Origin of the sequence: Micromonospora andamanensis (assembly GCF_016863495.1) — a bacterium.
GTDB classification, from domain to species: domain Bacteria; phylum Actinomycetota; class Actinomycetes; order Mycobacteriales; family Micromonosporaceae; genus Micromonospora; species Micromonospora andamanensis.
In genome coordinates, this window is sequence record NZ_BOOZ01000024.1 from 1 (window position 1) to 19,405 (window position 19,405).

Annotated in this window: 25 protein-coding genes; 15 read left to right on the forward strand and 10 right to left on the reverse strand. The window is 70.8% G+C overall.

The genetic code is table 11. The features are described 5' to 3' along the window. The first annotated feature begins 102 nt into the window (after positions 1-102). The gene (locus Van01_RS19515) at positions 103-981 is read left to right on the forward strand and encodes a PDDEXK family nuclease (protein WP_239099171.1); all 879 of its coding nucleotides are present in this window, start codon (positions 103-105) and stop codon (positions 979-981) included. A gap of 8 nt (positions 982-989) precedes the next feature. Here the strand turns inward: Van01_RS19515 and Van01_RS19520 are convergent, their stop codons facing one another. Further along, the gene (locus Van01_RS19520) at positions 990-1,493 is read right to left on the reverse strand and encodes a (deoxy)nucleoside triphosphate pyrophosphohydrolase (protein ID WP_204009284.1); all 504 of its coding nucleotides are present in this window, start codon (positions 1,491-1,493) and stop codon (positions 990-992) included. 183 nt (positions 1,494-1,676) lie between these two features. On the opposite strand from Van01_RS19520, the gene Van01_RS19525 reads away from it, so the two are divergent. The 4 genes from Van01_RS19525 to Van01_RS19540 all read left to right on the forward strand — a co-directional run bounded on the left by Van01_RS19525 (position 1,677) and on the right by Van01_RS19540 (position 4,200). Beyond that, positions 1,677-1,982 (forward strand): 4a-hydroxytetrahydrobiopterin dehydratase, encoded by a 306-nt coding sequence (locus Van01_RS19525; protein WP_164447772.1) that lies wholly within the window; start codon positions 1,677-1,679, stop codon positions 1,980-1,982. A 39-nt stretch (positions 1,983-2,021) separates the two neighbouring features. Further along, entirely contained in the window at positions 2,022-2,384 is a 363-nt protein-coding gene (locus Van01_RS19530; RefSeq protein ID WP_093405480.1) for a PH domain-containing protein, read from the forward strand. 230 nt (positions 2,385-2,614) lie between these two features. After that, positions 2,615-3,349 (forward strand): class I SAM-dependent DNA methyltransferase, encoded by a 735-nt coding sequence (locus Van01_RS19535; protein WP_204009287.1) that lies wholly within the window; start codon positions 2,615-2,617, stop codon positions 3,347-3,349. Positions 3,350-3,477: 128 nt separating this feature from the next. After that, complete coding sequence (locus Van01_RS19540) at positions 3,478-4,200, forward strand: SanA/YdcF family protein (RefSeq protein ID WP_204009295.1); 723 nt, start codon at positions 3,478-3,480, stop codon at positions 4,198-4,200. A gap of 9 nt (positions 4,201-4,209) precedes the next feature. Here the strand turns inward: Van01_RS19540 and ychF are convergent, their stop codons facing one another. After that, a complete protein-coding gene (gene ychF / locus Van01_RS19545; RefSeq protein ID WP_204009297.1) occupies positions 4,210-5,295 on the reverse strand; it encodes a redox-regulated ATPase YchF in 1,086 nt (361 codons plus the stop codon). An 11-nt stretch (positions 5,296-5,306) separates the two neighbouring features. Further along, on the reverse strand, positions 5,307-5,780 hold the full coding sequence (locus Van01_RS19550; protein WP_204009299.1) for a hypothetical protein: 474 nt from the start codon (positions 5,778-5,780) through the stop codon (positions 5,307-5,309). A 142-nt stretch (positions 5,781-5,922) separates the two neighbouring features. Here Van01_RS19550 and Van01_RS19555 point away from each other — a divergent pair, with 142 nt between their 5' ends. From Van01_RS19555 to Van01_RS19565, 3 genes are all read left to right on the forward strand, one after another. Then, positions 5,923-7,359: a DNA-3-methyladenine glycosylase 2 family protein gene (locus tag Van01_RS19555; RefSeq protein ID WP_204009301.1), complete on the forward strand. Its 1,437-nt coding sequence runs from the start codon at positions 5,923-5,925 to the stop codon at positions 7,357-7,359. Positions 7,360-7,400: 41 nt separating this feature from the next. Continuing rightward, the gene (locus tag Van01_RS19560) at positions 7,401-7,916 is read left to right on the forward strand and encodes a methylated-DNA--[protein]-cysteine S-methyltransferase (RefSeq protein ID WP_204009303.1); all 516 of its coding nucleotides are present in this window, start codon (positions 7,401-7,403) and stop codon (positions 7,914-7,916) included. A 647-nt stretch (positions 7,917-8,563) separates the two neighbouring features. Further along, positions 8,564-9,391 (forward strand): tyrosine-type recombinase/integrase, encoded by an 828-nt coding sequence (locus tag Van01_RS19565; RefSeq protein WP_204009311.1) that lies wholly within the window; start codon positions 8,564-8,566, stop codon positions 9,389-9,391. Positions 9,392-9,443: 52 nt separating this feature from the next. On the opposite strand, the gene Van01_RS19570 is transcribed toward Van01_RS19565, so the two are convergent. Next, positions 9,444-9,743 carry a hypothetical protein gene (locus tag Van01_RS19570; RefSeq protein ID WP_204009313.1) on the reverse strand — a complete coding sequence of 100 codons (300 nt, stop codon included), beginning with the start codon at positions 9,741-9,743 and terminating at the stop codon, positions 9,444-9,446. Positions 9,744-10,108: 365 nt separating this feature from the next. After that, complete coding sequence (locus tag Van01_RS19575; RefSeq protein ID WP_204009316.1) at positions 10,109-10,513, reverse strand: GntR family transcriptional regulator; 405 nt, start codon at positions 10,511-10,513, stop codon at positions 10,109-10,111. Between the two features lie 264 nt (positions 10,514-10,777). On the opposite strand from Van01_RS19575, the gene Van01_RS19580 reads away from it, so the two are divergent. After that, a complete protein-coding gene (locus Van01_RS19580; RefSeq protein WP_204009318.1) occupies positions 10,778-12,013 on the forward strand; it encodes a helix-turn-helix domain-containing protein in 1,236 nt (411 codons plus the stop codon). A gap of 438 nt (positions 12,014-12,451) precedes the next feature. After that, positions 12,452-12,715 (forward strand): hypothetical protein, encoded by a 264-nt coding sequence (locus tag Van01_RS19585; RefSeq protein WP_204009320.1) that lies wholly within the window; start codon positions 12,452-12,454, stop codon positions 12,713-12,715. Positions 12,716-12,730: 15 nt separating this feature from the next. Here Van01_RS19585 and Van01_RS19590 read toward each other — a convergent pair whose 3' ends face one another. Next, on the reverse strand, positions 12,731-12,967 hold the full coding sequence (locus Van01_RS19590; RefSeq protein WP_204009321.1) for a hypothetical protein: 237 nt from the start codon (positions 12,965-12,967) through the stop codon (positions 12,731-12,733). A 106-nt stretch (positions 12,968-13,073) separates the two neighbouring features. Here Van01_RS19590 and Van01_RS19595 point away from each other — a divergent pair, with 106 nt between their 5' ends. Genes Van01_RS19595 through Van01_RS19615 form a run of 5 tightly spaced genes read left to right on the forward strand, consistent with a single transcriptional unit; the run spans position 13,074 to position 16,618 of the window. Beyond that, the gene (locus tag Van01_RS19595) at positions 13,074-13,238 is read left to right on the forward strand and encodes a hypothetical protein (protein ID WP_204009323.1); all 165 of its coding nucleotides are present in this window, start codon (positions 13,074-13,076) and stop codon (positions 13,236-13,238) included. Beyond that, on the forward strand, positions 13,235-13,678 hold the full coding sequence (locus tag Van01_RS19600) for a DUF3307 domain-containing protein (protein ID WP_204009326.1): 444 nt from the start codon (positions 13,235-13,237) through the stop codon (positions 13,676-13,678). Before Van01_RS19595 ends, Van01_RS19600 begins: the two co-directional genes overlap by 4 nt. 11 nt (positions 13,679-13,689) lie before the next feature. Further along, a complete protein-coding gene (locus Van01_RS19605; protein ID WP_204009329.1) occupies positions 13,690-13,923 on the forward strand; it encodes a hypothetical protein in 234 nt (77 codons plus the stop codon). Then, entirely contained in the window at positions 13,920-14,843 is a 924-nt protein-coding gene (locus Van01_RS19610; protein ID WP_204009332.1) for an ABC transporter permease, read from the forward strand. The genes Van01_RS19605 and Van01_RS19610 overlap by 4 nt, the downstream gene beginning before the upstream one ends. Further along, complete coding sequence (locus Van01_RS19615) at positions 14,843-16,618, forward strand: helicase HerA domain-containing protein (protein WP_239099172.1); 1,776 nt, start codon at positions 14,843-14,845, stop codon at positions 16,616-16,618. Before Van01_RS19610 ends, Van01_RS19615 begins: the two co-directional genes overlap by 1 nt. Positions 16,619-16,959: 341 nt before the next feature. Here Van01_RS19615 and Van01_RS19620 read toward each other — a convergent pair whose 3' ends face one another. From Van01_RS19620 to Van01_RS19635, 4 genes are all read right to left on the reverse strand, one after another. Continuing rightward, entirely contained in the window at positions 16,960-17,310 is a 351-nt protein-coding gene (locus tag Van01_RS19620) for a hypothetical protein (RefSeq protein ID WP_204009335.1), read from the reverse strand. Between the two features lie 234 nt (positions 17,311-17,544). Continuing rightward, the gene (locus Van01_RS19625; protein WP_204009337.1) at positions 17,545-17,928 is read right to left on the reverse strand and encodes a hypothetical protein; all 384 of its coding nucleotides are present in this window, start codon (positions 17,926-17,928) and stop codon (positions 17,545-17,547) included. After that, positions 17,925-18,914, reverse strand: a complete 990-nt coding sequence (locus Van01_RS19630) for a peptidoglycan-binding domain-containing protein (protein ID WP_204009339.1) — start codon at positions 18,912-18,914, stop codon at positions 17,925-17,927. Before Van01_RS19630 ends, Van01_RS19625 begins: the two co-directional genes overlap by 4 nt. 10 nt (positions 18,915-18,924) lie before the next feature. Next, positions 18,925-19,398 (reverse strand): hypothetical protein, encoded by a 474-nt coding sequence (locus Van01_RS19635; protein WP_204009341.1) that lies wholly within the window; start codon positions 19,396-19,398, stop codon positions 18,925-18,927. Positions 19,399-19,405: the final 7 nt, after the last annotated feature.

Consider the following 19,405-nt stretch of genomic DNA (forward strand, 5'->3'; position numbering starts at 1 on the left):
AGTTATCCACAGGGACTGCGGTGGGGCGGGGAGGTTCGCCAGCCTTGGGGGGTGGATCGCGACGGGTGGATTCGGCGGGTTGGGGCCGGGCAGGACGGGCTCGTGTGCCGGGAGCAGGCGCTGGGATGCGGCTACTCCCGGCATGAGGTCGACAATCTCGTCGCGTTCGGGCGGTGGCAGTCACTGGCTCGGGCCGTCTATCTGCCGCAGCCGCTCTGGGTGACGGAGCCGTCCCGGCGCCAACTGGTCCGGGCCGCACTACTCTCGCTGGGGCCGGCCGCCCGTGTGGTCCACGGCAGCGCTGCCGAACTCCATGGCATAGCCGGCCTGCCGAGGTCCGACGAGATCCACATCGGCTTGCCGGGAGTAGCCGCCAAGCGGGCTCGGGCGGGGCAGCCCCACGTCGTACTGCACCAACTGGAGCACCCGGCAACGTCCCTGGTCAGTCTGGGCGGGATGCCGGCCACCGATGCCATCACCACGGTCAGCGACGTGATCCTGCGGGTGGGGCGGTACCCGGCCGTCTCGGTGCTGGACTCGGCGTTGAACCGAGGTCTGCTGGTCGCAGACGACCTGACGTCGATCGCGTACCGGATCAGGCGCCGACGGGGTGCGGTCGCGGCCCGTGGATACCTCGCGGAGGCGGATGGGCGGGCCCAGTCCCCGCTGGAGACCCGCACCAGGCTGCGCTGTGTCGACGGCCGGGTGCCGCCTGACGCGCTGCAACTGGAGATGCGCGACGACGACGGACACCTGCTCGGCATCGGTGACCTCGGCTGGCGCGCCCCCAAGGTGATCGCGGAGGCCGACGGTCAGGGGCCACACAGCCTTCCGGAGGCGATCTTCGCCGACCGCCGCCGCCAGAACCGCCTGACCAACGCCGGCTGGAAGATCCTCCGCTTCACCTGGCAGGACACCCTCGACCCGGCCTACATCCCCTGGGTCGTCCGCCAAGCCCTCTGCACTTCCCCACCCCGTTGATCATGAGGTTAGCGGCGGTCTTGATCTCCAAAGCTGCCGCTAACCTCATGATCAACGGGGTCTGACGGGGAGGGGTTGGGAGTTAGGAGGGGGCGGAGGGCGGCGACTATGGGGGCGTCGGCGGGGAGCCAGGTGACGGTGTCCAGGTCGGCGGCGGAGAGCCAGCGCAGGGCGGAGTGTTCGAGGGCCTGGGGCTGGTCGCCGTGCAGCAGGCGGGCGGCGTACACCTTGAGGACCGAGCGGCCGTGCGCCATTCGGACGTCGCGGCCGACCCGCTCGCCGATCTCCACGCGTACGGCCAGTTCCTCGACGCACTCGCGGGCCAGGGCCTCCGTCTCACTCTCCCCGGGCTCCACCTTGCCACCGGGAAACTCCCACATGCCCGCCACCTCGGGCGGGGCGGATCTGGCACAGGCCAGCACCCGCCCGTCCCTGATGATTGCCGCGCCAACGATCACCTTCGGATCGCGTCGTACGGCGTGTCCGCCGTCGTTCGCCCGTTCGGTCCGCACGGGCGTCCAGGGTGCCAGATCAATCGGCGGTTTGGGTAGCTTGGTCGTCCGTCAGGCCAGGAATACCCGGAAGTGTGGGCGTGGACACCCCCACCGTGCGACGTAAGACTAGAGGCACCGACAATGACACGGGGCGGCGACGATTTGGCCACAAGCCGGCAACGAAGCCTGGGAGGTGCGGTGATGCGTGCGCTGTTCGGCGGTCGGACGAAGCACGACTACCTCAGCGACGCCCTCACCCTACTGTCCGGCTGGACGCGTGAGGGTGAGCAGATCCGACGCACTCTCGTCATCGACGACACGCAACACGCGGCGCTGACCGAGCGGGTCAAGGTGGTAGCCGACGCGCTGCATCTGCGCCCGGAGATCAGCCGGCGCGCCGATCACACCCAGATCCGGGTCGGGCACGGCAACGAGCCGCTCTCCGAGGGTGAGGTCCTGCTGGCCGCCCGGATCGAGGACGCGTACCGCGCGGTCACCGAGAGCTGACGGTACGTCAGCTGGCGGATGCTGCCTACCGTGGGCGGCATGGCCAACGCGACATATGACCGCAAGGAACAGTTCCAGCAGATCCAGAGCGGCCTGCTCGACGGCGAACAGATCATCGCCGTCTACGACGCTGTCGGCACCGGCACCGGGTTCATCGGGCTGACCGACAGGCGCGTCATCATCCAGGACCGCTCGTTCGTCGGCAAGAAGTACGCGATCACCAGCATCCCGTACTCGAAGATCACCAGTGTGAGCGTGGTCAGCAACAAGTCATGGGGCGGCTCGTTCTTCTCCACCGGCGCGATCGCCATCCACGTCGGTACGCACACCTACGAGGTGGAGTTCCGCGGCGACCAGAAGAGCCACCACGTGCACAACGTCATCCTGCACTACATCAGCTGACCCGCCCGGGATTTTCAGTTGTCGCCGGAGATCGAGGCCTGTTGACTCACGAGCAGGGCGATGCCCTGCACAGGCACCAGCCGGACGAAGGGAGCGACGACATGAGGCACCTGACGACGCCAACGCAGCGAGCAGGCACCGTCAACCCCATCGAATCGAGGCTTCGTGCGTACGTGGGAATCATCGGACAAGGCGCCGTGCGGCGCCGGTAGCAACGACGGAGGCCGCTGATGTCGGTCTTCGACGATCCGGGACACTTCGGTCGGCTCTGGGCCGACACCTACGACCAGCCGGGCGGGCTACCCGATCCGGCACCGGCTGTGGAGTTCCTCGCCGAGTTGGTCGGCGACGGCCCGGCACTGGAACTGGCCATCGGCACCGGCCGGGTCGCCCTGCCGCTGGCCGCGCGCGGGATCACCGTGGCGGGGGTCGAGGCGTCACCGGAAATGGTCGCCAGGATGCGGGCCAAGCCCGGTGGACAGGGCATCCCCGTGGCCATCGGCGACATGGCGGACGTGCCGGTGACCGGCCAGTACACCCTGGTGTACCTGGTCTTCAACACCCTGTTCAACCTGGTCCGCGCGCAGCGGCAGGCGGACTGCTTCGGTAACGTCGCGCGGGTGTTGGCCCCCGGCGGCGCGTTCGTCATCGAGACGTTCGTGCCCGACCCGGCGGACTTCGACCGGGACGAGCAGGTCCAGATCCGGGAGGTGACCGAGGACTCGGCCACCATCCGCCTGCACAAGTACGACCGGGCGGCGCAGACGTTCCTCCGGCAGACCATCACGTTCCACTCCGCCGGGGTGCACCTGCACCCGTTCGCGATGCGTTACATGTGGCCCGAGCAGATCGACGAACTGGCCGGGCGGGCCGGTCTCCGGCTCGCCGAGCGGTACGCCGACTGGGACCGGTCCTCCTTCGGCCCGGACAGCACCTCGCACATCTCGGTGTACCGGCTCGGGTGACAGTGGTGCGGGCACGGCGGGGGATCGTCGTCGTGCCCGCACCACCGACCGGCCCCGCACCACCGACCGGCCCCGCAGCGGCGGCCGGCTCGCCGGGGCTCTCGCACCGGGCTGGGATACTGGCACGCATGCCGATCCGTTCGTCGCTGGCGACCCGACTTCGACAGGTCCGGGACCGGGGCCGTGGACGTTGGCTGCGCCGCACGCTGCTGGCCGGCGGGCTCGGTGTGGTGATGCTGATGACAGGTGTGTTGGCGAGCGTGAGCTGGATCCGCTCCGGCGCCGAAGGACGCACCCACCCGGTCGCGACCGTGCCCGAGACTCCGGTCGCCCTGGTGCTGGGCACGCGGGTCCAGCCGGACGGCACCCCGGCACCGTTCCTCACCGCCCGGCTGGAGATCGCCCGAGAGTTGTACGCGACCGGCAAGGTGCAGGCGATCCTGGTGTCGGGCGACAACATGCGCCACGAGTACAACGAGCCCGAGGCGATGCAGCGCTGGCTGGTCGAGCAGGGCGTACCGGCTGACAAGGTGGTACTCGACCACGCCGGCTTCGACACCTACGACTCGTGCGCCCGCGCGAAGCGGATCTTCGGGGTGGAGCGGGCGACTGTGGTGACCCAGCAGTTCCACCTGGCCCGCGCCGTCACGGTCTGCCGCCACCTCGGCATCGACGCCTACGGCGTCGGCGACGAGACCGCCCGGGAGCTCAGCCACCGCACCTGGCGGATCAGTTCCGTCCGGGAGTACGGCGCCGGCCTGAAAGCCGCGTTGGACGTGCTCTCCGGCCGCGACCCGGTGCACCTCGGCGACCGCGAGACCGGCGTCGACGACGCCCTCCGCGCCGGCTGAGCGCGACACTCACACGTTGAAGCGGAACTCCACGACGTCGCCGTCCTGCATGACGTACTCCTTGCCCTCGATGCGGACCTTGCCCGCCGCCTTCGCCGCAGCCATCGAACCGGCCTCGACCAGGTCGGTGTAGGAGACGACCTCGGCCTTGATGAAGCCGCGCTGGAAGTCGGAGTGGATCACCCCGGCGGCCTCCGGGGCGGTCGCGCCGATCGGCACGGTCCAGGCCCGCGCCTCCTTGGGGCCGGCGGTGAGGTACGTCTGGAGGCCGAGCGTGCGGAACCCCACCCGGACCAACTGGTCCAGCCCCGGCTCGGACTGGCCGATCGACTCCAGCAGTTCCCGGGCCTCGTCCTCGGGCAGGTCCACCAGCTCGGACTCGATCTTGGCGTCCATGAAGACCGCCTCGGCCGGTGCCACAAGCGCTCGCAGTTCGTCGAGGAACTCGGCATTGTTCAGCTCGGCCTCGTCGACGTTGAAGACGTAGAGGAACGGCTTCGTGGTGAGCAGGTGCAGCTCACGCAGGTGCTCCAGCTCGATGTTGGCCGCTGCCGCGCCCGCGTAGAGGGTGGTGCCGCCGTCCAGGACCTCGACGGCCCGGCGCGCCGCGTCCACCGCGGCGGCCCGGTCCTTGCGGAGCTTCGCCTCCTTCTCCAGCCGGGGCAGCGCCTTCTCCAGCGTCTGGAGGTCGGCCAGGATCAGCTCGGTGTTGATCGTCTCGATGTCGTCGCCCGGGGAGACCTTGCCGTCGACGTGCACCACGTTCGGGTCGGAGAAGGCCCGCACCACCTGGCAGATCGCCGAGGCGTCGCGGATGTTGGCCAGGAACGCGTTGCCCCGCCCCTGCCCCTTGGAGGCACCACGCACCAGGCCGGCGATGTCGACGAACGAGACCGGGGCGGGGATCACCTTCTGCGAGCTGAAGATCTCGGCGAGCTTGTCCAGCCGCTCGTCCGGCAGCCCGACCACGCCGACGTTGGGCTCGATTGTCGCGAACGGGTAGTTCGCGGCGAGCACGTCGTTCTTGGTCAGCGCGTTGAACAGGGTGCTCTTGCCGACGTTGGGCAGGCCGACGATGCCGATGGTGAGACTCACGACGAGCCAGCTTACGCCGGTACCACTCGATCATCGGCAGGCAGGTCGATCCGCAGGACACCGGGGGCCAGCTCGGCGGCGGCGGCCAGCGGCAGCGTGAAGCGGGCGTCGGCGGCGGGCGCGGCGTGCTGCGACTCGCCGAGCATCCAGTGGACCTCGTCGGCTGTCCAGCCCAGCGCCGGTCGGGCCGCGATCGCCCGGAGCAGCCGCAGCGCGGCCCGGGTGTCGTCGTCGTAGAAGCGCATGCACCAGTGGTGCACCCACATTCCGAGCGCACGCACCCCGTCCTGGTCGAGTGAGCCGACCAGTCGGCCGCAGGCGGTGTCGCCGAAGGCGCGGCCCGGGTCGTCGGCGCGGTCCCGTTCGATGGCCCCGACCGCGGCGGGGGCGACGGCGCGCATCCGGTCGTAGAAGCGTTGGACCACTGTCGGGTCGAGCGGTGGGTGCTCGTGTCTCGACGTCGCCCGACCCGCCACGCTAGCCATTGCCGCACCCTTCTGGAGTTGGTGGCCGCACGCTACCCACCACAACCGACACTTCCGTTCCGCACCGCCCGGTCGGTGGCCCGTAGGGTGTGGTCCGAATTCCGCGAGCCGGGCGGGCGGGAGCAGGCGCATCATCGGTGACGTGGAACTGGACTTCGAGCGGTGTTACCGGGCCGTCGACAGCCGTGACCAGCGGTTCGACGGCTGGTTCTACACCGGCGTGACCTCGACTGGCATCTACTGTCGGCCGTCGTGTCCGGCGATGACCCCGAAGCGACGGAACGTACGTTTCTTCCCGTCGTCGGCGGCGGCCCAGCGGGCCGGGCTGCGCGCCTGCCGGCGCTGCCGCCCGGACGCCTCCCCCGGCTCACCCCAGTGGGACGTACGGGCCGACGTGGTGGGCCGGGCGATGCGACTGATCGCCGACGGCGTGGTCGACCGCGACGGGGTACCCGGGCTGGCCGCCCGGCTCGGCTACACCGAGCGGCACCTGCACCGGATGCTGCGGGCGGAACTGGGCGCGGGTCCGCTGGCACTGGCCCGGGCCCAGCGGGCGCAGACCGCCCGCACCCTGATCGAGACGACCGGGCTGGGCCTGGCCGAGATCGCGTTCGCCGCCGGGTTCGGCAGCGTCCGGCAGTTCAACGACACCGTACGCGCGGTCTACGGCGCACCGCCGTCGCAGCTGCGTGCCGTCAACGGCACGGCTGTCGGTGGTGCGGGCACCGTCACCCTGCGGCTGGCGTACCGGCCGCCACTGCACACCGCCGCGCTGCTCGACTTCCTCGCCCGGCGCACGCTGCCCGGGGTCGACGAGGTGGCCGACGGGGCGTACCGCCGGGGGTTGCGGTTGCCGCACGGCACCGGGGAGGCCACGCTCACCCCGGCGGCCGACCACGTGGCGGCGACGCTGCGCCTGACCGACCTGCGCGACCTGGCCCCCGCCGTGGCCCGGTGCCGGCGCCTGTTCGACCTGGACGCGGATCCGGTCGCCGTCGACCAGACCCTAGCCGCCGATCCGGCGCTGGCCGCGGCGGTGGCGGCAGAGCCCGGGGTACGCGTCCCCCGCGCGGTGGACGGTTTCGAGATCACCGTCCGCGCCATCACCACTCAGCAGGTCTCCCTGGCCTCCGCCCGCTCCACCCTCACCCACCTCCTCCGAGAGGCCCGTGGTGATCAGGAGGCTCTGGGGCCTGGGGCACCGTCCGGGTTCGCCACGGCGGAGGAACTGCTGGGGGTGGCGGATTCGGGGTTCCGGATGCCGGCGGGGCGACGTGAGACGATCCGGGCGGTGGCGCGGGCGGTCGTGGCCGGCGAACTCGACCTGGAGCCGGGTGGGGACCGGGACGAGACAGCGCGGCGGCTGACCGCGATCCCTGGCATCGGTGCGTGGACCGCCGGCTACCTCGCGATGCGGGCCCTCGGCGACCCCGACACGTTCCTCCCCACCGACCTCGCGGTACGGCGGGGCGCCGCCGCCCTCGGCCTCACCGACAACCCCAGAACCCTTGACGAGTACGCAGCGCGTTGGCGCCCCTGGCGGTCGTACGCCGTGATCCGTCTCTGGCGATCAGCATGAGTCCGGCCATCCGCCCGATCAGTCCAACCCTGGAGAATCTCATGATCAGCACGAACAGCACGATCGACAGCACGGTCATCGCCACCCCCGCCGGACCGTTCACCGTCCTCGTCGGTCCGGACGGCGCGGTACGGGCGTCGGGTTTCACCGCGGACCCGGCGAACCTGCTGCCACTCGTACACCCGAGCCTGCGCGGCGAACCGCGACAGCGGCCGGAACTCGGCCCGGTCACCGCCGCCGTGACCGGATATCTCGACGGCGACCTGGCCGCGATCGACGGCGTTCCGGTCGAACAGCACACCGGCGGGATGTTCATGTCACACGCCTGGCGGGTGCTGCGCGACGTCAAACCGGGCGAGCCGGTCACCTACACCGCTTACGCCGCACTCGCCGGCCGCCCCGCCGCGGTACGCGCCGCCGCTGCGGCCTGCGCCCGCAATGCCGCCGCGCTCTTCATACCCTGCCATCGGGTGCTACGCACCGACGGCACGCTGGGCGGCTATCGCTGGGGGCTGCCCGTGAAACGCTGGCTCCTCGACCACGAACGACCCAGCTGATGCGGCGTCCGGGACCCTGACCCCGCCCGACCCGATCGCCGGCCATACCTCGCTGTGGCACCACCAGAGCCTCCTGCCACCGCAACGGAGGCCAGCAGTCACCCAGTGTGACCCTCACGCTGGGTGACAGCCATCACGAGTAGCCGCTGGCCCACTGTCTTCCCTTCGCGCGCTTTGCTCTGCTTCAACCCACGCAATAGTCGATGACCAGCGCCGGAGCAGAGCGGCGGTCCGACCCCCGCCAGACGAGGCGGCACGGAGAGTAACCGTTGCGTGGGTTGAAGCAGAGCAAAGGGGCCGGATGGCACATCGGCGGACCGGCGTGGCAGCCACGCATCGTCACGGCCGTGACGGAGCTGCCGCACTCGACAGGGGTGACGGGCCGACGGGACTGACGGCACCGACGGGCAGGGCGGGGTGGCTCTGACAGCAAGCCGACAGCGGCGTCGCTGCCAAATGCGGCTACCGTCGGGTACCGGCGAAACGCCGAACGGACGACCCGCACCGGTGCCGTCAACCGAACGGACAGGGTCCGCGCCGCACGTCCCACCATCGGCCGGCGCCGCCGGCCCAAGGCGGCGACCCTGGAGCCGACCACACGCCGACCGGCCCTACTCTCGCGCCCGATCGCCGCATAGCAGCTACCGGTGACCGAGCCGACGATCGAGGGCATGGCGACCCCCGAGGACATGATCGACGCCCACCTCCGCTACCTGCGCGCAGGACGCTTCGCCGCCCGCACCATCGACGACGCGCGCAAACTCCTCACCCGAGCCCACCGCGAGCTACCTGAAGGGCTTCACGGCGCGACCCTCGCCGAGCTGGAGGACTTCCTGGCCAACCCGGGCTGGTCGACGGAGACAGCCCTCACCTACTACAAGCACCTGCGCCGGCTCTACCGGTGGGCGGTTCGTCCCGCCGACCAGTGGATCTCCTTCGACCCGTCGGAGGAACTGGTGCGGCCGAAGTCCGCGGCCGAGCTGCCCCGGCCGGCGGCGGACGATGTGGTGCGGGCCTGTATCCACGACACCGAGGACCCGTGGCGGCTGTACTGCCGGCTCGCGGCCCTCGCAGGGCTGCGCCCGTGTGAGATCGCGACCGTGCGCCGGCAGGACATCGGCGAGGTGATCCGGATCAAGGGCAAGGGCGGCCGGACGCGTACCGTGCCGACGCATCCGCTGATTGCCGAGCTGGTGGAGCCGCTGCCGGCCGGGGTGATCGCGACCAGGCCGTCAGGGAAGCGGGTTACTGCCTACTGGATGTCGAAGGCGACGGCGCAGTACCTGCGCAGTGTCGGCATCGACACGACGCTATACCCCCTCAGGCACGCCTTCGCCACCAAGGTGGAGGAGAAACACGATGTGCGCGCCGCTCAGGTGCTGCTCGGGCATGCGTCGATCACGACGACGACTCGGTACACGCTGATCTCTCGCAAGCGGCAGCAGGCTGCGATCGACGATCTCGATTTCGGCTGAGCACCGCACGAAGCGGCCCACCCCTTCTGCGGGGGTGGGCCGCTTCGTGCGGTCACCGGATGAGGCGTGGCCGACACACGGGGCGGCCGGTGTAGAGCTGGCGACGCTGCTCGGCCACCACGTCCACGCGCGGTGTCCGCTCGGTCGGCAGCTCGTCGCGGTCGGCGACCACGACAACCTGCACGGTGCCGTCCATGAGCATCTGGGCGACCTCGGGCCACCGGCCACCGTCGAGGTCGTCGACGACAACGGCTGTGAGGTGCAAGCCGAGCCGGTTGCAGTATTCTGCGCAACGATCGGTGTAGCGGTCGAGGTTGGCTGCTGTCACGTAGATCAAAGCGGTCTGCTGCATGAGGTGGACCCCCGTCCCTCTCCTGGTCACTGGCTGTAGGAGGCGTTGCTGGCCAGGGGAGGTGATGGGCGGGGCGGGTCTTGACATGGGCAGGCTCCTTCCGATTCGGGCGCGGGAGCGCTGTGAGTGATGGGCGCACGGTGCCGCCCTTTCGCCTCCCCCCACGGTCGGCCTCCGGTCCCGATCACGGGACCGGAGGGGACATAGTTGCGCATGGGAAAGACTGCCGCACGAAGGGTCGCCTAAGTTAACGGCAGGTTAACGCCCGACTTTGCGCTATATGCAAATTGCTGCCCGCAGCCGTAACGGGACCCGGCCCGCCACCTGGTCAAGATCGCCGATCACATGGCCCACAACGTACCTGGTCACGCGGTGGTCAGCGCCACCCGATCAGCCGGATACACACCCCTCACCCGGCCACCGACACTAACCACCAGGACGTGCACACCCTCCGGGATGCCCATGCCGGCTCGCTCATCCGGCGTGGGCGGCCGAGCCGAGATCAGCGCGCCACGTGGCACCGCCACCCGCTCCGGCTCCACCCGCTCCCGAACGCGCGTACCCCGACCCGACGCTGCATCCACCAGACCCTCCGCCCGCAGCAGCCCCACTGCCCGGCGGACCGTACCGCGGCCCACCTCGTACTCCTGGCTCAGCCGGGTCTCCGACGGCAGCAGGTCACCCGGGACGTACTCGCCGGTGGCGATCCGGGCGCGCAGCACGTCGGCGAGCTGCCGGTGCCGGGGTACGCCGGAGTGCGGGTCGATCACGCCCGGACGCTATGAGTGGACAAGCGAACGTCCGCTGGGGGCAACGTTCGAACGTTCGCCCCGGATCACCGGGAAGGGTGGCAGTTCGAGGTGTTGATCATTCCCGAACGGTACGGCTCATAGATCCACATCGGATGGCCAGGCCCGCCTACCGGCGCGCGTACGAGCATGCCGCCACACGCAGGCGTACCGTCGGATGCGGCGGCCCTGTCGGTTGTAGCGGTCGGCGGGCCGCCGCCCAGACCGCTACCTGGGAGTCCTGCCATGACCCGAACCACCGGCCAGATCCTCGCCGACCACCGAGTCCGCGCCAGCCTTACCCAGGAGCAGCTCGCCGAGCGCTCCGGGATCTCCGTCGAGACCATCCGCAAGCTGGAACAGGGCATCCGCAAGAGCGCCCGCATGGACACGCTGCACGCTCTCGCCCGCGCCCTCGGGCTGCCCACCAGTGCGCTGATCGGCGACCAGGCCGAGGCCGCAGCTCGCGCCGAGCCGGACCACCGTCCACTGTCCCTCGCCGAGATCCGCCGGGCGGTCGCGCCTATCCGTGGCCTGGGCGGCACCGCTCTGGCTGCCCCGGCCGGCGAGCCACCGGCGCCTGAGGTGCTCCGTGCCCGACTGCACGCCGCCGACCGGGCGTACCAGGCCAACGACTACGCCACCGCGCTGTCGGCGTTGCCGCCCCTGCTGCTCGACGCCCGCGCCGCCGCCGGCCTCGCCGTCGACGACGCCCGACCGGCCGCGCTGGTCCTCGTCGCCCGCACCCTCCACCTCACCGGCAACCTGCTCATCCAGCTGCGAGCCGGTGACCTCGCCCAGACCGCCCTCGCCGACGCCCTCCGGGCCGCAGAGGACGCCGGAGACCAGGTCGTCGCCTCCACGGTCGTGCAAGGCATGGTGTGGCTACTGATGCGGCAAGGCCGGCTCGCCGAAGCGGCCGAGCTGGCGGTGACCACTGCCGACCACATCGAGCCCCGATTCTCCCGCGCCGCACCGGCCGAGTTGGCGGCGTGGGGCTGGCTGGCCATGGGTGCCGCCGCCGCGTACGCCCGCGACAACCAGCCGGACACCGCGGCCGAGCTGGTCGACGCAGCCGCCGCCGCGGCGGTCCGGATCGGCGAGCGGGCACCCGAGCCGGGGCACCTGATGATGGTCGGCGGATTCGACGCGGCGAGAGTGCAGATGCAGCGCGTCGAGTGCGCCGCGGTGGCCGGCGACCCGGGCCGGGTGCTGGCCCTGTCCGAAGCGGTGCCGCCCGGACCGACGCCCGTCGGCTCGTCGTGGCAGCGGCACCGCCTGGACGTGGCGTGGGCGCTCGCCGAGCGGCGCCAGTACGTCGACGCCACCGGGGTGCTGCTCCAGCTCCAGGAGCGGGCTCCTGCGTGGCTGCGGCACCAGCGGTACGCCCGGGACATCGTGCGGCAGATCGCCGCCGGCCGGCGGCGGGCGATGTCGACGGAGCTGGCCGAGCTGGCGGCCCTGGTCGGCTGCACACCGTAGCTGGTACGCCACGTACTAGTTACCGGACGGTACCTGGTGGCTGGTCGCGTGCGTCCCTGGAAGATCGCCGATCTACACACAACCCTCATGGTGTGAGCCGCTAATTACCCTGCGCTTCCCCCGATGCGTACGGCGCGGCTCACCGCGACGGCCAGGGCCTATCCATGGCAGGAGGCGGGCCGCCGTCGCGATCGGTGAGACCGGCGGTCGGTGCAGGGTGTGGCCCGGCCGCCGGGACCGACCTCCGGGAGGTGCCGTGCGCTGGCGATGGTGGCAAACCGAGGAACGGCCCGAAGCCGAACCCACGCCGCCCCAGCCTGCGGCAGCATCCAGCGACGGCCTCCGCCCCCAATGGGCCGGACCGACCGAACTGATCCCGCTCCCACCGCTGGCCACCCGCGCCGAGCGGTACCGGGGCCACGGCGGGCGGACCCGACCGTGACCGGGCCTGCCGTGGCCCCGGCCGAGCCCACACCCGTCGTGCTCCGGCTCCTGCGGCGCGGCACCTGGACGTTCGTGCGGGTGGACTACGCCGCCCTCTACTGCGACGACCTGGTCGAGATCGCCGGGCAGCAGCTTTCGGCGGTCAGTGGCGGTCCGGTCGCGTCGGTGTGGGTGACGGTGGACGTGCGCGAGCTGCCTCAGCTGGTGGTCGGCACGGTGGATACCTGGGTGCCGCCAGCCGGGTATCCGGCACCGTAGCGGCTTCCGTCTGGGCTACTGGTCGCCGTGGACCTGGCGGCGTGCGGCCAGCTCGCGCCGGACGTCCTCCGGATGGCATTCGCGGTACCCGCCCGCGCCGGCACGCCGCCGAAACCGGATCTTCGGCGGCTCGGGGAGCAGGTACGCGCGGATCACCGTCGACCGGTCGACGTCGAGCAGCTTGGCCACCTCGCCGGGCAGCAGCCACGCACCGTCGCGCAGCCGGGCTTCTAGATCTTCCACGGTGGCCATTGTGGCGATCGTAGCGGCTGTAGCCAGCGTGGCGGGTAGCGGCACGATCAATCTCCCGTAGCGCGGCAAGTGTGGCATCCGTTGTAAGTGTGGCACACTGGCGGACATGCGCTACGTCCTCCTGATCGTGGCCGGCGGCACCGCCACGCCCCTGGCCGCCATCGCCATCGCCCGCCGACTCGTCGAGGGCCACGCCGACGCCACGGCCACGGCGATCCGCCGCCAGGCCGCCCGCCAGACCCCGGCCCGTTCGAGGGAGCTCGCCCGATGACCGGCACATCCGCGGCAGTGTTCGCCGCCCTGTACGCCGCACACCAGGTCGGCGACCACTGGATCCAGACCCAACACCAGGCAGACCACAAGGGCCGCCCCGGGTGGGCGGGACGGTGGGCGTGCGTCAAGCACTGCGCCACCTACACCGCTACCGGCGTCGTCGCCCTGGTGCTGCTCGCCGGATTCACCGGGTGGCGACCCGCCCTGGCGCCGCTGCTGGCGGGGCTCACGGTCAGCGCGGTGAGCCACTACATCGCCGACCGGCGCACCCCGCTGTTCCGGCTCGCCATGGCCACCGGCTCCGGCCGGTTCTGGCGACTCGGCGCACCCCGCGCCGACCGGGACGACAACCCGAGCCTGGGCACCGGCGCGTACGCCCTCGACCAGTCGTGGCACGTCGGCTGGCTGTTCATCTCCGCCCTGATCATCGCCGCCTGAGGAGGCCCACCATGGCGATCTCGTCCTGTTCCACCTGCGGCACCAGCACCTTCAAGAGCCTGTCGATCGACGAGACGGGCGCGCTGGCCATCTGCGACAAGGGCCACCACACCTTCGACGCGTCGACCACCGACGGCGGCGGTATCGAGACCGGCCAGATCACCGTGACCGGCCAGTCGGCTATCGGCAACGGTGCCATGGCCATCGGCGAGACCAGCAGCAAGCGGAAGCGAGGGAACCGATGACCGCGCCGACCGTGAACGGGGTGAAGTACCCGCAGCCGGTCGACGCGCTACTTCCTGCCGCTCGCGAGCTCACCCAGGAACTCGGGACGGTCCCGTCTCGAAACCGGCTGATGCGCGAGTTTCGCATCGGCGCACCGAAGGCAGACGAGCTGCGCTCAATGCTCGTCGGCGAGGCAGCGGCGCTCAGGATGGACTACGCCGAACCGATCGGCCCTGACCCGGCACCGGTCGAATCAGACCCGGGTACGGATCCAGTCGACATCCCGCTCGACGGCGGGTCCGCGCCGTCCGCCGGGTCAGACCGGGTGGAGACGCTGCGCGCCGCGATGGCCGTCCGTGGTGCGCTCCTGGAGCCCCGACCGGCCCCGGCGGACACCCGGATTCAGCCCGTCGCCGAGCCGGTTTCGGCACCCGTCACGCCGCTGCCGGCCGTTCAGCCGGACGAGCAGGCCACGACCATCGGACACCCGGGCACGCCCACCGTCGACAAGCCCCGCAAGCCGGTCGCCGTCTGGCCGGTCGTGCTGCTGTCGCTGCCCGCCTTCGTCGCCGTCTGGTCCGGGTGGGTCGGACTCGGCGGACTCACCGGGTTCGGGGTGGTGTACCCGCTGCCCGGCATCTGGGACAGCCTGGCCATCAACACCGCCATCACCCTGCCGATCGGCGTCGAGACGTACGCCGCGTTCGCCCTCTACGTGTGGCTGTCCGGCCGGGTACCGCCCCGGGCCCGCCGCTTCGCGAAGTACTCGGCGATCGGGTCACTGCTTGTCGGCGCGGCCGGCCAGGTCGCCTACCACCTCCTGGTCGCCGCCGGGATCACCGTCGCCCCGTGGTGGATCACCACCGCCGTGTCCGTCCTGCCCGTCGCCGTGCTCGGCATGGGCGCCGCACTCGCCCACCTCGTCCGGGAGGACCACTGATGGCGCAGGTCCCCGCCGTGCGGATCGTCGGCCTGGAGCGGCTCCTCGGCCGCCGCAAGCACCGCGTACTGCGGCTCACCTACCGCTACCTGTCCGGACGCCCGATGACCGGCCGCGACGGCTACCCCTACCGACAGCGCGGCAAGGGACGCCTCGCCGGCTGGCAACGCCAGGCGCTCCGTCTCGGCGTACCGACCGCGACCGCCGTCACCGCGGTCTACCCGGAGCAGGTGGCCACCGGCGTGACCGGTGTCGCCCTTGCCCTGGCCTACCGAGGACAGCGGCGGTTCGTGCAACGGCGCTTCCACGCCGCCTACGTCGCACCGACCTTGGCCGCTGTCGGCCCGCCGCTGGGTTTGGCCAACGGTGTCGGGGTGACGCTGCACGTCGACCCAACTCTCGGCAGTCTCACTCCCCGCCTGGCCAAGCCGCTGTCACCGGCCGAGCAGGCCGTACGCCTGGTCTACGGCGAGCGGGTAGAGCCGATCATCCGATGGCTGCCGGAGCAGCTGCAACGGGCGGCGTGGGCAGCGCAACGGTGGGGCAAGCCGGCCACGGACCGGTTGAAGGTGTTCCGCCGGCCGGCACCGCCCGACCACGGGCCGCGCATCGAGCTGACCATCCGCACCCCGTACGTGACGAAGGAACAGCGGCAACTCGTCTCGTCCATCATCTCCAGCAAGATTCCCGTCTCGGGCCTGGTGGAGTCGTGGGATCAGGTCGGGCCGCGCGTGGTGGCCAGGTGGACGGTGCGGGCCCGGCCGCCCGCGCAGGTCGGCCACGAGCGGGTCGCCGAGCAGCTGCCGCGCCTGGCGGAGTGGGAGTTCTACGTCGGTGACGGGGTCGGGGGCCAGGCCGTCACCATCAGCCTGCACGACGACTCCCCGCACATCGCCGTCTCAGCCGGCTCCGGTGCCGGCAAGAGCGTGCTCGCCGGGCTCATCGCCGCACAGGTCCTCGCCCGAGGAGGCCGGGTGTTGATCCTCGACCGGAAGGGGTCGCATCGGGCGCTGCTCGGCCTGCCCGGCGTGGACTACTGCACCCGGCCCGAGCAGATGCATGACGCGCTGATCCGGACCGCCGCCTTGGCCGACGAGCGGAACACCCTGGCGCTGCATGAGGCCGAGGATTGGGATCCGGGCCAGCGGGTCCTCGTCATCTGCGAGGAGATGAACGCCACGATCGGGCAGTTGGCGAACTGGTGGGCCGAGGAGCGCGTCAAGGGTGACCCGAAGCGGTCGCCGGCCATCAGCGCGTTGGCGGATCTGCTGTTCATGGGCCGGAGTGCGAAAGTCAACGTGATCGCGATTGCGCAGATGCTCACCGCCCGGGCAATCGGCGGCCCGGAAGCGCGCGAGAATTTCGGCATTCGCTGCCTGGCAAGGTACACGGCAAACAACTGGAAAATGCTCGTCCCCGAGGCGTCGATGCCGAAAGCATCGCGCACGCTCGGCCGCTGGCAGGTCGTCATCGGCGGTCAGGCGACCGAGGTTCAGGTTGCGTACCTCAACAAGGCGCAGGTGCGGGCCCTCGTGTCGCCGGAAGTCCCTGATAGCGGCGTGACCAGGGATGTCCCCGAGGACGGGGACATGATGACCTTGCGGGACGCCGTCGACGCCGGAATCCTGCCGTGGGGCTACGAAGCGGCTAAGAAGCGCATCCAGCGGCGCGTCGGCACCATTCCACAGTCACGGGGTAAGCGCGGCAACGCAGACCTGTACGCCCGCCAGGATCTCGCGGCGTGGGCGGGCAGCAAATCGTCGGAGAGTGTGTGATGTGGGGCGGCTGGGTCGGCTGGGCAATAGTGATCGCCGTACCGCTGGGATACGTAGTCTCGTGCATCGACCACCCGCAACGAGACTGCTACTGGTGCAAAGGTCGCGGGGTACACCGCTCGGAGTCGAATTCGGCACTGTCACGGCGCTGCTGGTGGTGCAAGGGCAGCGCTCGACGGGATCGGTTCCTGACGCGGTTATGGAAGCGGCGTCGCCGCTGATCCCGGACACGCAGACAGGGCCCCTCCCGCCGCCGAAGCAGCAGGAGGGGCCCTGTCGTTGAGGCTGGTCGGCACCACCGTGACGTCACCGGCGGCACCGCACGAGGAATCCTACCGAGGTCAGGCCCGAATCGACTGGCGTGGGTCCGACGCCGGAGTCACCTGCGTACGCGTCAGCAACGCCAGCACCGCGACCACTGTCAACTGGACCGCGCCGACGGTCTCCTGCGACACGTCCAGGCCGTACGCGGCCACCAACACCGCGAAGGCGGTCACCAGCCCGGTGAACGCGGCCGGGGCGACCGGTCGGACGAGGGCGGCGTTGATAGCGGCGAACACCGCGCTGGTCGCGGCGACGATCGCGGCGGCCTGCGTGGCGGAGAGACCCGGCACGCCGAACGTCACGGCGACGCCGAGGAACGCGGACAGGGCCTGGATCCACAGGGTGGGCTCACGGCCGAAGATCTTCACAGGTGCCTCCTGGGTACGGTCTGGTTGTGACGAGGTACAGGCAGAGCCGCGGCGGGATCGCCGAGGTGCCCGAGGTGTGCCCGGCCCGCCATCGCGACCCGGACGGCAACCCGACCACGACCCCCGCCAGGGGGCAGTGCCAGGTGTGTCACGAGATGAGCCGGCAATGGCGCTGCCAGGAACCCGGCTGCCGGTGGGTGGTGCAGCACGACCACCCGTGGCAGTGGCCAGCTGCTACCGGACAACCGCAGTGATGATCAGCGGATACAGCGGGGCGATCAGACCAGCAACCAGGCCGATCATCCACCGGCGGGCCGTCTTCTGTTCCTGGGCCGCCTGCGCGTGCATGCCCTCGTGTGCTTCCAGATCGGTGCGCAGTTGCCGCAGCTCCAGCCGCATGGCCTCTACCCCACGGGAGCCGTGCTCGTCGAGGCGGTCGAGGCGGCCCGAGGTGCGGTCCAGGTCGGCGGCAAGGTCGGCGCGGGCCTCGGCGATGAGCCGTTCGGCGCGGGCGGTCAGCTCGTCGACGCGCCGATCGAGCCGATCCACCTCCCGCCACAGCAAGAAGTTGCCGCTGTCGCCTGACGGCGGGCGGGCGGCCTCGGACGCTGCCGTCACGGCGCCGGCGCGACGGCGACGAGTCGCTTGAGCAGCTCGTTGACCAGGTGCAGGGTGAGCGTCTGGTCGGCGGCCAACATGGCGGCCAGCTGCGGCAGGGGTATCGCCCCCGCGAGACCGTGCAGGTCGAGGGTGCGGGCCAGCTGCCCGTAGTCGATCGTCGGGGCCGGCACGGTCGACGGCTTCGGGGCGTGCTGGGCGATCAACTGCCGCCAGTAGGCGTCATCGAGGCGCGTCCAGGTGGCGGCGGTGACCCGCCTGCCGTCCTCCTTGGAGTCCTTGTTGACCGACAGCTCGAACGCCTTGACCCCGGCCGCCGTCCGGTCCTTGTAGACGCCGTCCGCCGGGCCCACGATCTTGTCGTAGCCGAGGCGGTTGAGGCGGTACTGGAGCCGGTACACGCCCGGCCCTTCGTCGCCGTACTGCACGTAGTCGCTCACGTTGCCCTCCGCGTCGAGCAGGCCGATGGTGGTCAGGTAGCGGCGGAACAGGGGCCGCTGGTCGCGGCCCGCCTTGATCGCGTCGCGGAAGAAACTGAAGTGGGTGTGCCACAGATGCGACCGGTCGCCGGTGCCTCGTCGGCCGAGCCGGTCCCAGCGCCGGACCACCTTGCCGTCGGGGCTGTAGATGATCTCGCGGATGTCCCGGGTGTCCGGGGCCCCGGCCACACACTGCGCCACGCACCAGGTCGAGAACGTGAACAGGTTGTGGGTACGGCCACCGGAATTAAGCCGGAACATGCCGACGTCCAGCGCGGCGGCGTCGAGGGTCAGGCCGTTGCGGTCGCGCGGCGACTCGACCACGGAGTAGTCGTTGGTGACGACCCGGTCCGAGCCGCAGTGGTAGCCGCCGCGGTGGTTGGCGTCGCCGACGATGCCGACCTCGTTGGGTTCGAGATCCTCGTCGCGCGCCCGGTTGGGGTCGCGGTTGAGGTGGTCGAGCAGTAGCCGGCGGACGGCCATCAGGTTCTCAGGTGCGCGGGTCATCGGGGGCCTCCTACCAGCTCGCCTGGACAGTGATTTGCCGTCTCGCGACCCGGCCGTTGCCGCCACCCACCACTCGATGCATGGTGACCGCGTTGTAGACGCTGCCCGCAGTAAGCCCCTCCAGCAGGTGCCCGACGCCCATCCGGTCCCGGGCCGTCGCCGTCTTCGACAAACAGACGTTGTCGGACGCACCAAAGACCTGCGTACCGAGCCCGAGATCCTCACCGGTACCGACCCGGAACGCCAGTAGCGTCTCCCGCGAGGCGGTGTCGTGATCGAGCTGGCCGGCCCAGAAGATCCACACCCGGCCCGACGGTGGCGCGGTGAACGCGACCCCACAAGGCGTGCTACCGGCCGCGTACGTCGTCGACGTGATACCAGTGATCGCCGTGTCCTGGCGGTTCGTTACCGACGGCGGCAGCACCAGCGCCTGCAAGTCATCCGGGTACAGCACCTGCCCGGCGAAGAACTCGGGGATCGACACAGAAGCC

Coding starts and splice junctions, on each gene's coding strand:
- Van01_RS19610 (WP_204009332.1), top strand. CDS start 13,920: ATGACCGCGCCGACCGTGAACGGGGTGAAGTACCCGCAGCCGGTCGAC.
- Van01_RS19605 (WP_204009329.1), top strand. CDS start 13,690: ATGGCGATCTCGTCCTGTTCCACCTGCGGCACCAGCACCTTCAAGAGC.
- Van01_RS19580 (WP_204009318.1), top strand. CDS start 10,778: ATGACCCGAACCACCGGCCAGATCCTCGCCGACCACCGAGTCCGCGCC.
- Van01_RS19595 (WP_204009323.1), top strand. CDS start 13,074: ATGCGCTACGTCCTCCTGATCGTGGCCGGCGGCACCGCCACGCCCCTG.
- Van01_RS19560 (WP_204009303.1), top strand. CDS start 7,401: ATGATCAGCACGAACAGCACGATCGACAGCACGGTCATCGCCACCCCC.
- Van01_RS19615 (WP_239099172.1), top strand. CDS start 14,843: ATGGCGCAGGTCCCCGCCGTGCGGATCGTCGGCCTGGAGCGGCTCCTC.
- Van01_RS19535 (WP_204009287.1), top strand. CDS start 2,615: ATGTCGGTCTTCGACGATCCGGGACACTTCGGTCGGCTCTGGGCCGAC.
- Van01_RS19600 (WP_204009326.1), top strand. CDS start 13,235: ATGACCGGCACATCCGCGGCAGTGTTCGCCGCCCTGTACGCCGCACAC.
- Van01_RS19530 (WP_093405480.1), top strand. CDS start 2,022: ATGGCCAACGCGACATATGACCGCAAGGAACAGTTCCAGCAGATCCAG.
- Van01_RS19525 (WP_164447772.1), top strand. CDS start 1,677: ATGCGTGCGCTGTTCGGCGGTCGGACGAAGCACGACTACCTCAGCGAC.
- Van01_RS19540 (WP_204009295.1), top strand. CDS start 3,478: ATGCCGATCCGTTCGTCGCTGGCGACCCGACTTCGACAGGTCCGGGAC.
- Van01_RS19570 (WP_204009313.1), bottom strand. CDS start 9,743: ATGCAGCAGACCGCTTTGATCTACGTGACAGCAGCCAACCTCGACCGC.
- Van01_RS19630 (WP_204009339.1), bottom strand. CDS start 18,914: ATGACCCGCGCACCTGAGAACCTGATGGCCGTCCGCCGGCTACTGCTC.
- Van01_RS19550 (WP_204009299.1), bottom strand. CDS start 5,780: ATGGCTAGCGTGGCGGGTCGGGCGACGTCGAGACACGAGCACCCACCG.
- Van01_RS19590 (WP_204009321.1), bottom strand. CDS start 12,967: ATGGCCACCGTGGAAGATCTAGAAGCCCGGCTGCGCGACGGTGCGTGG.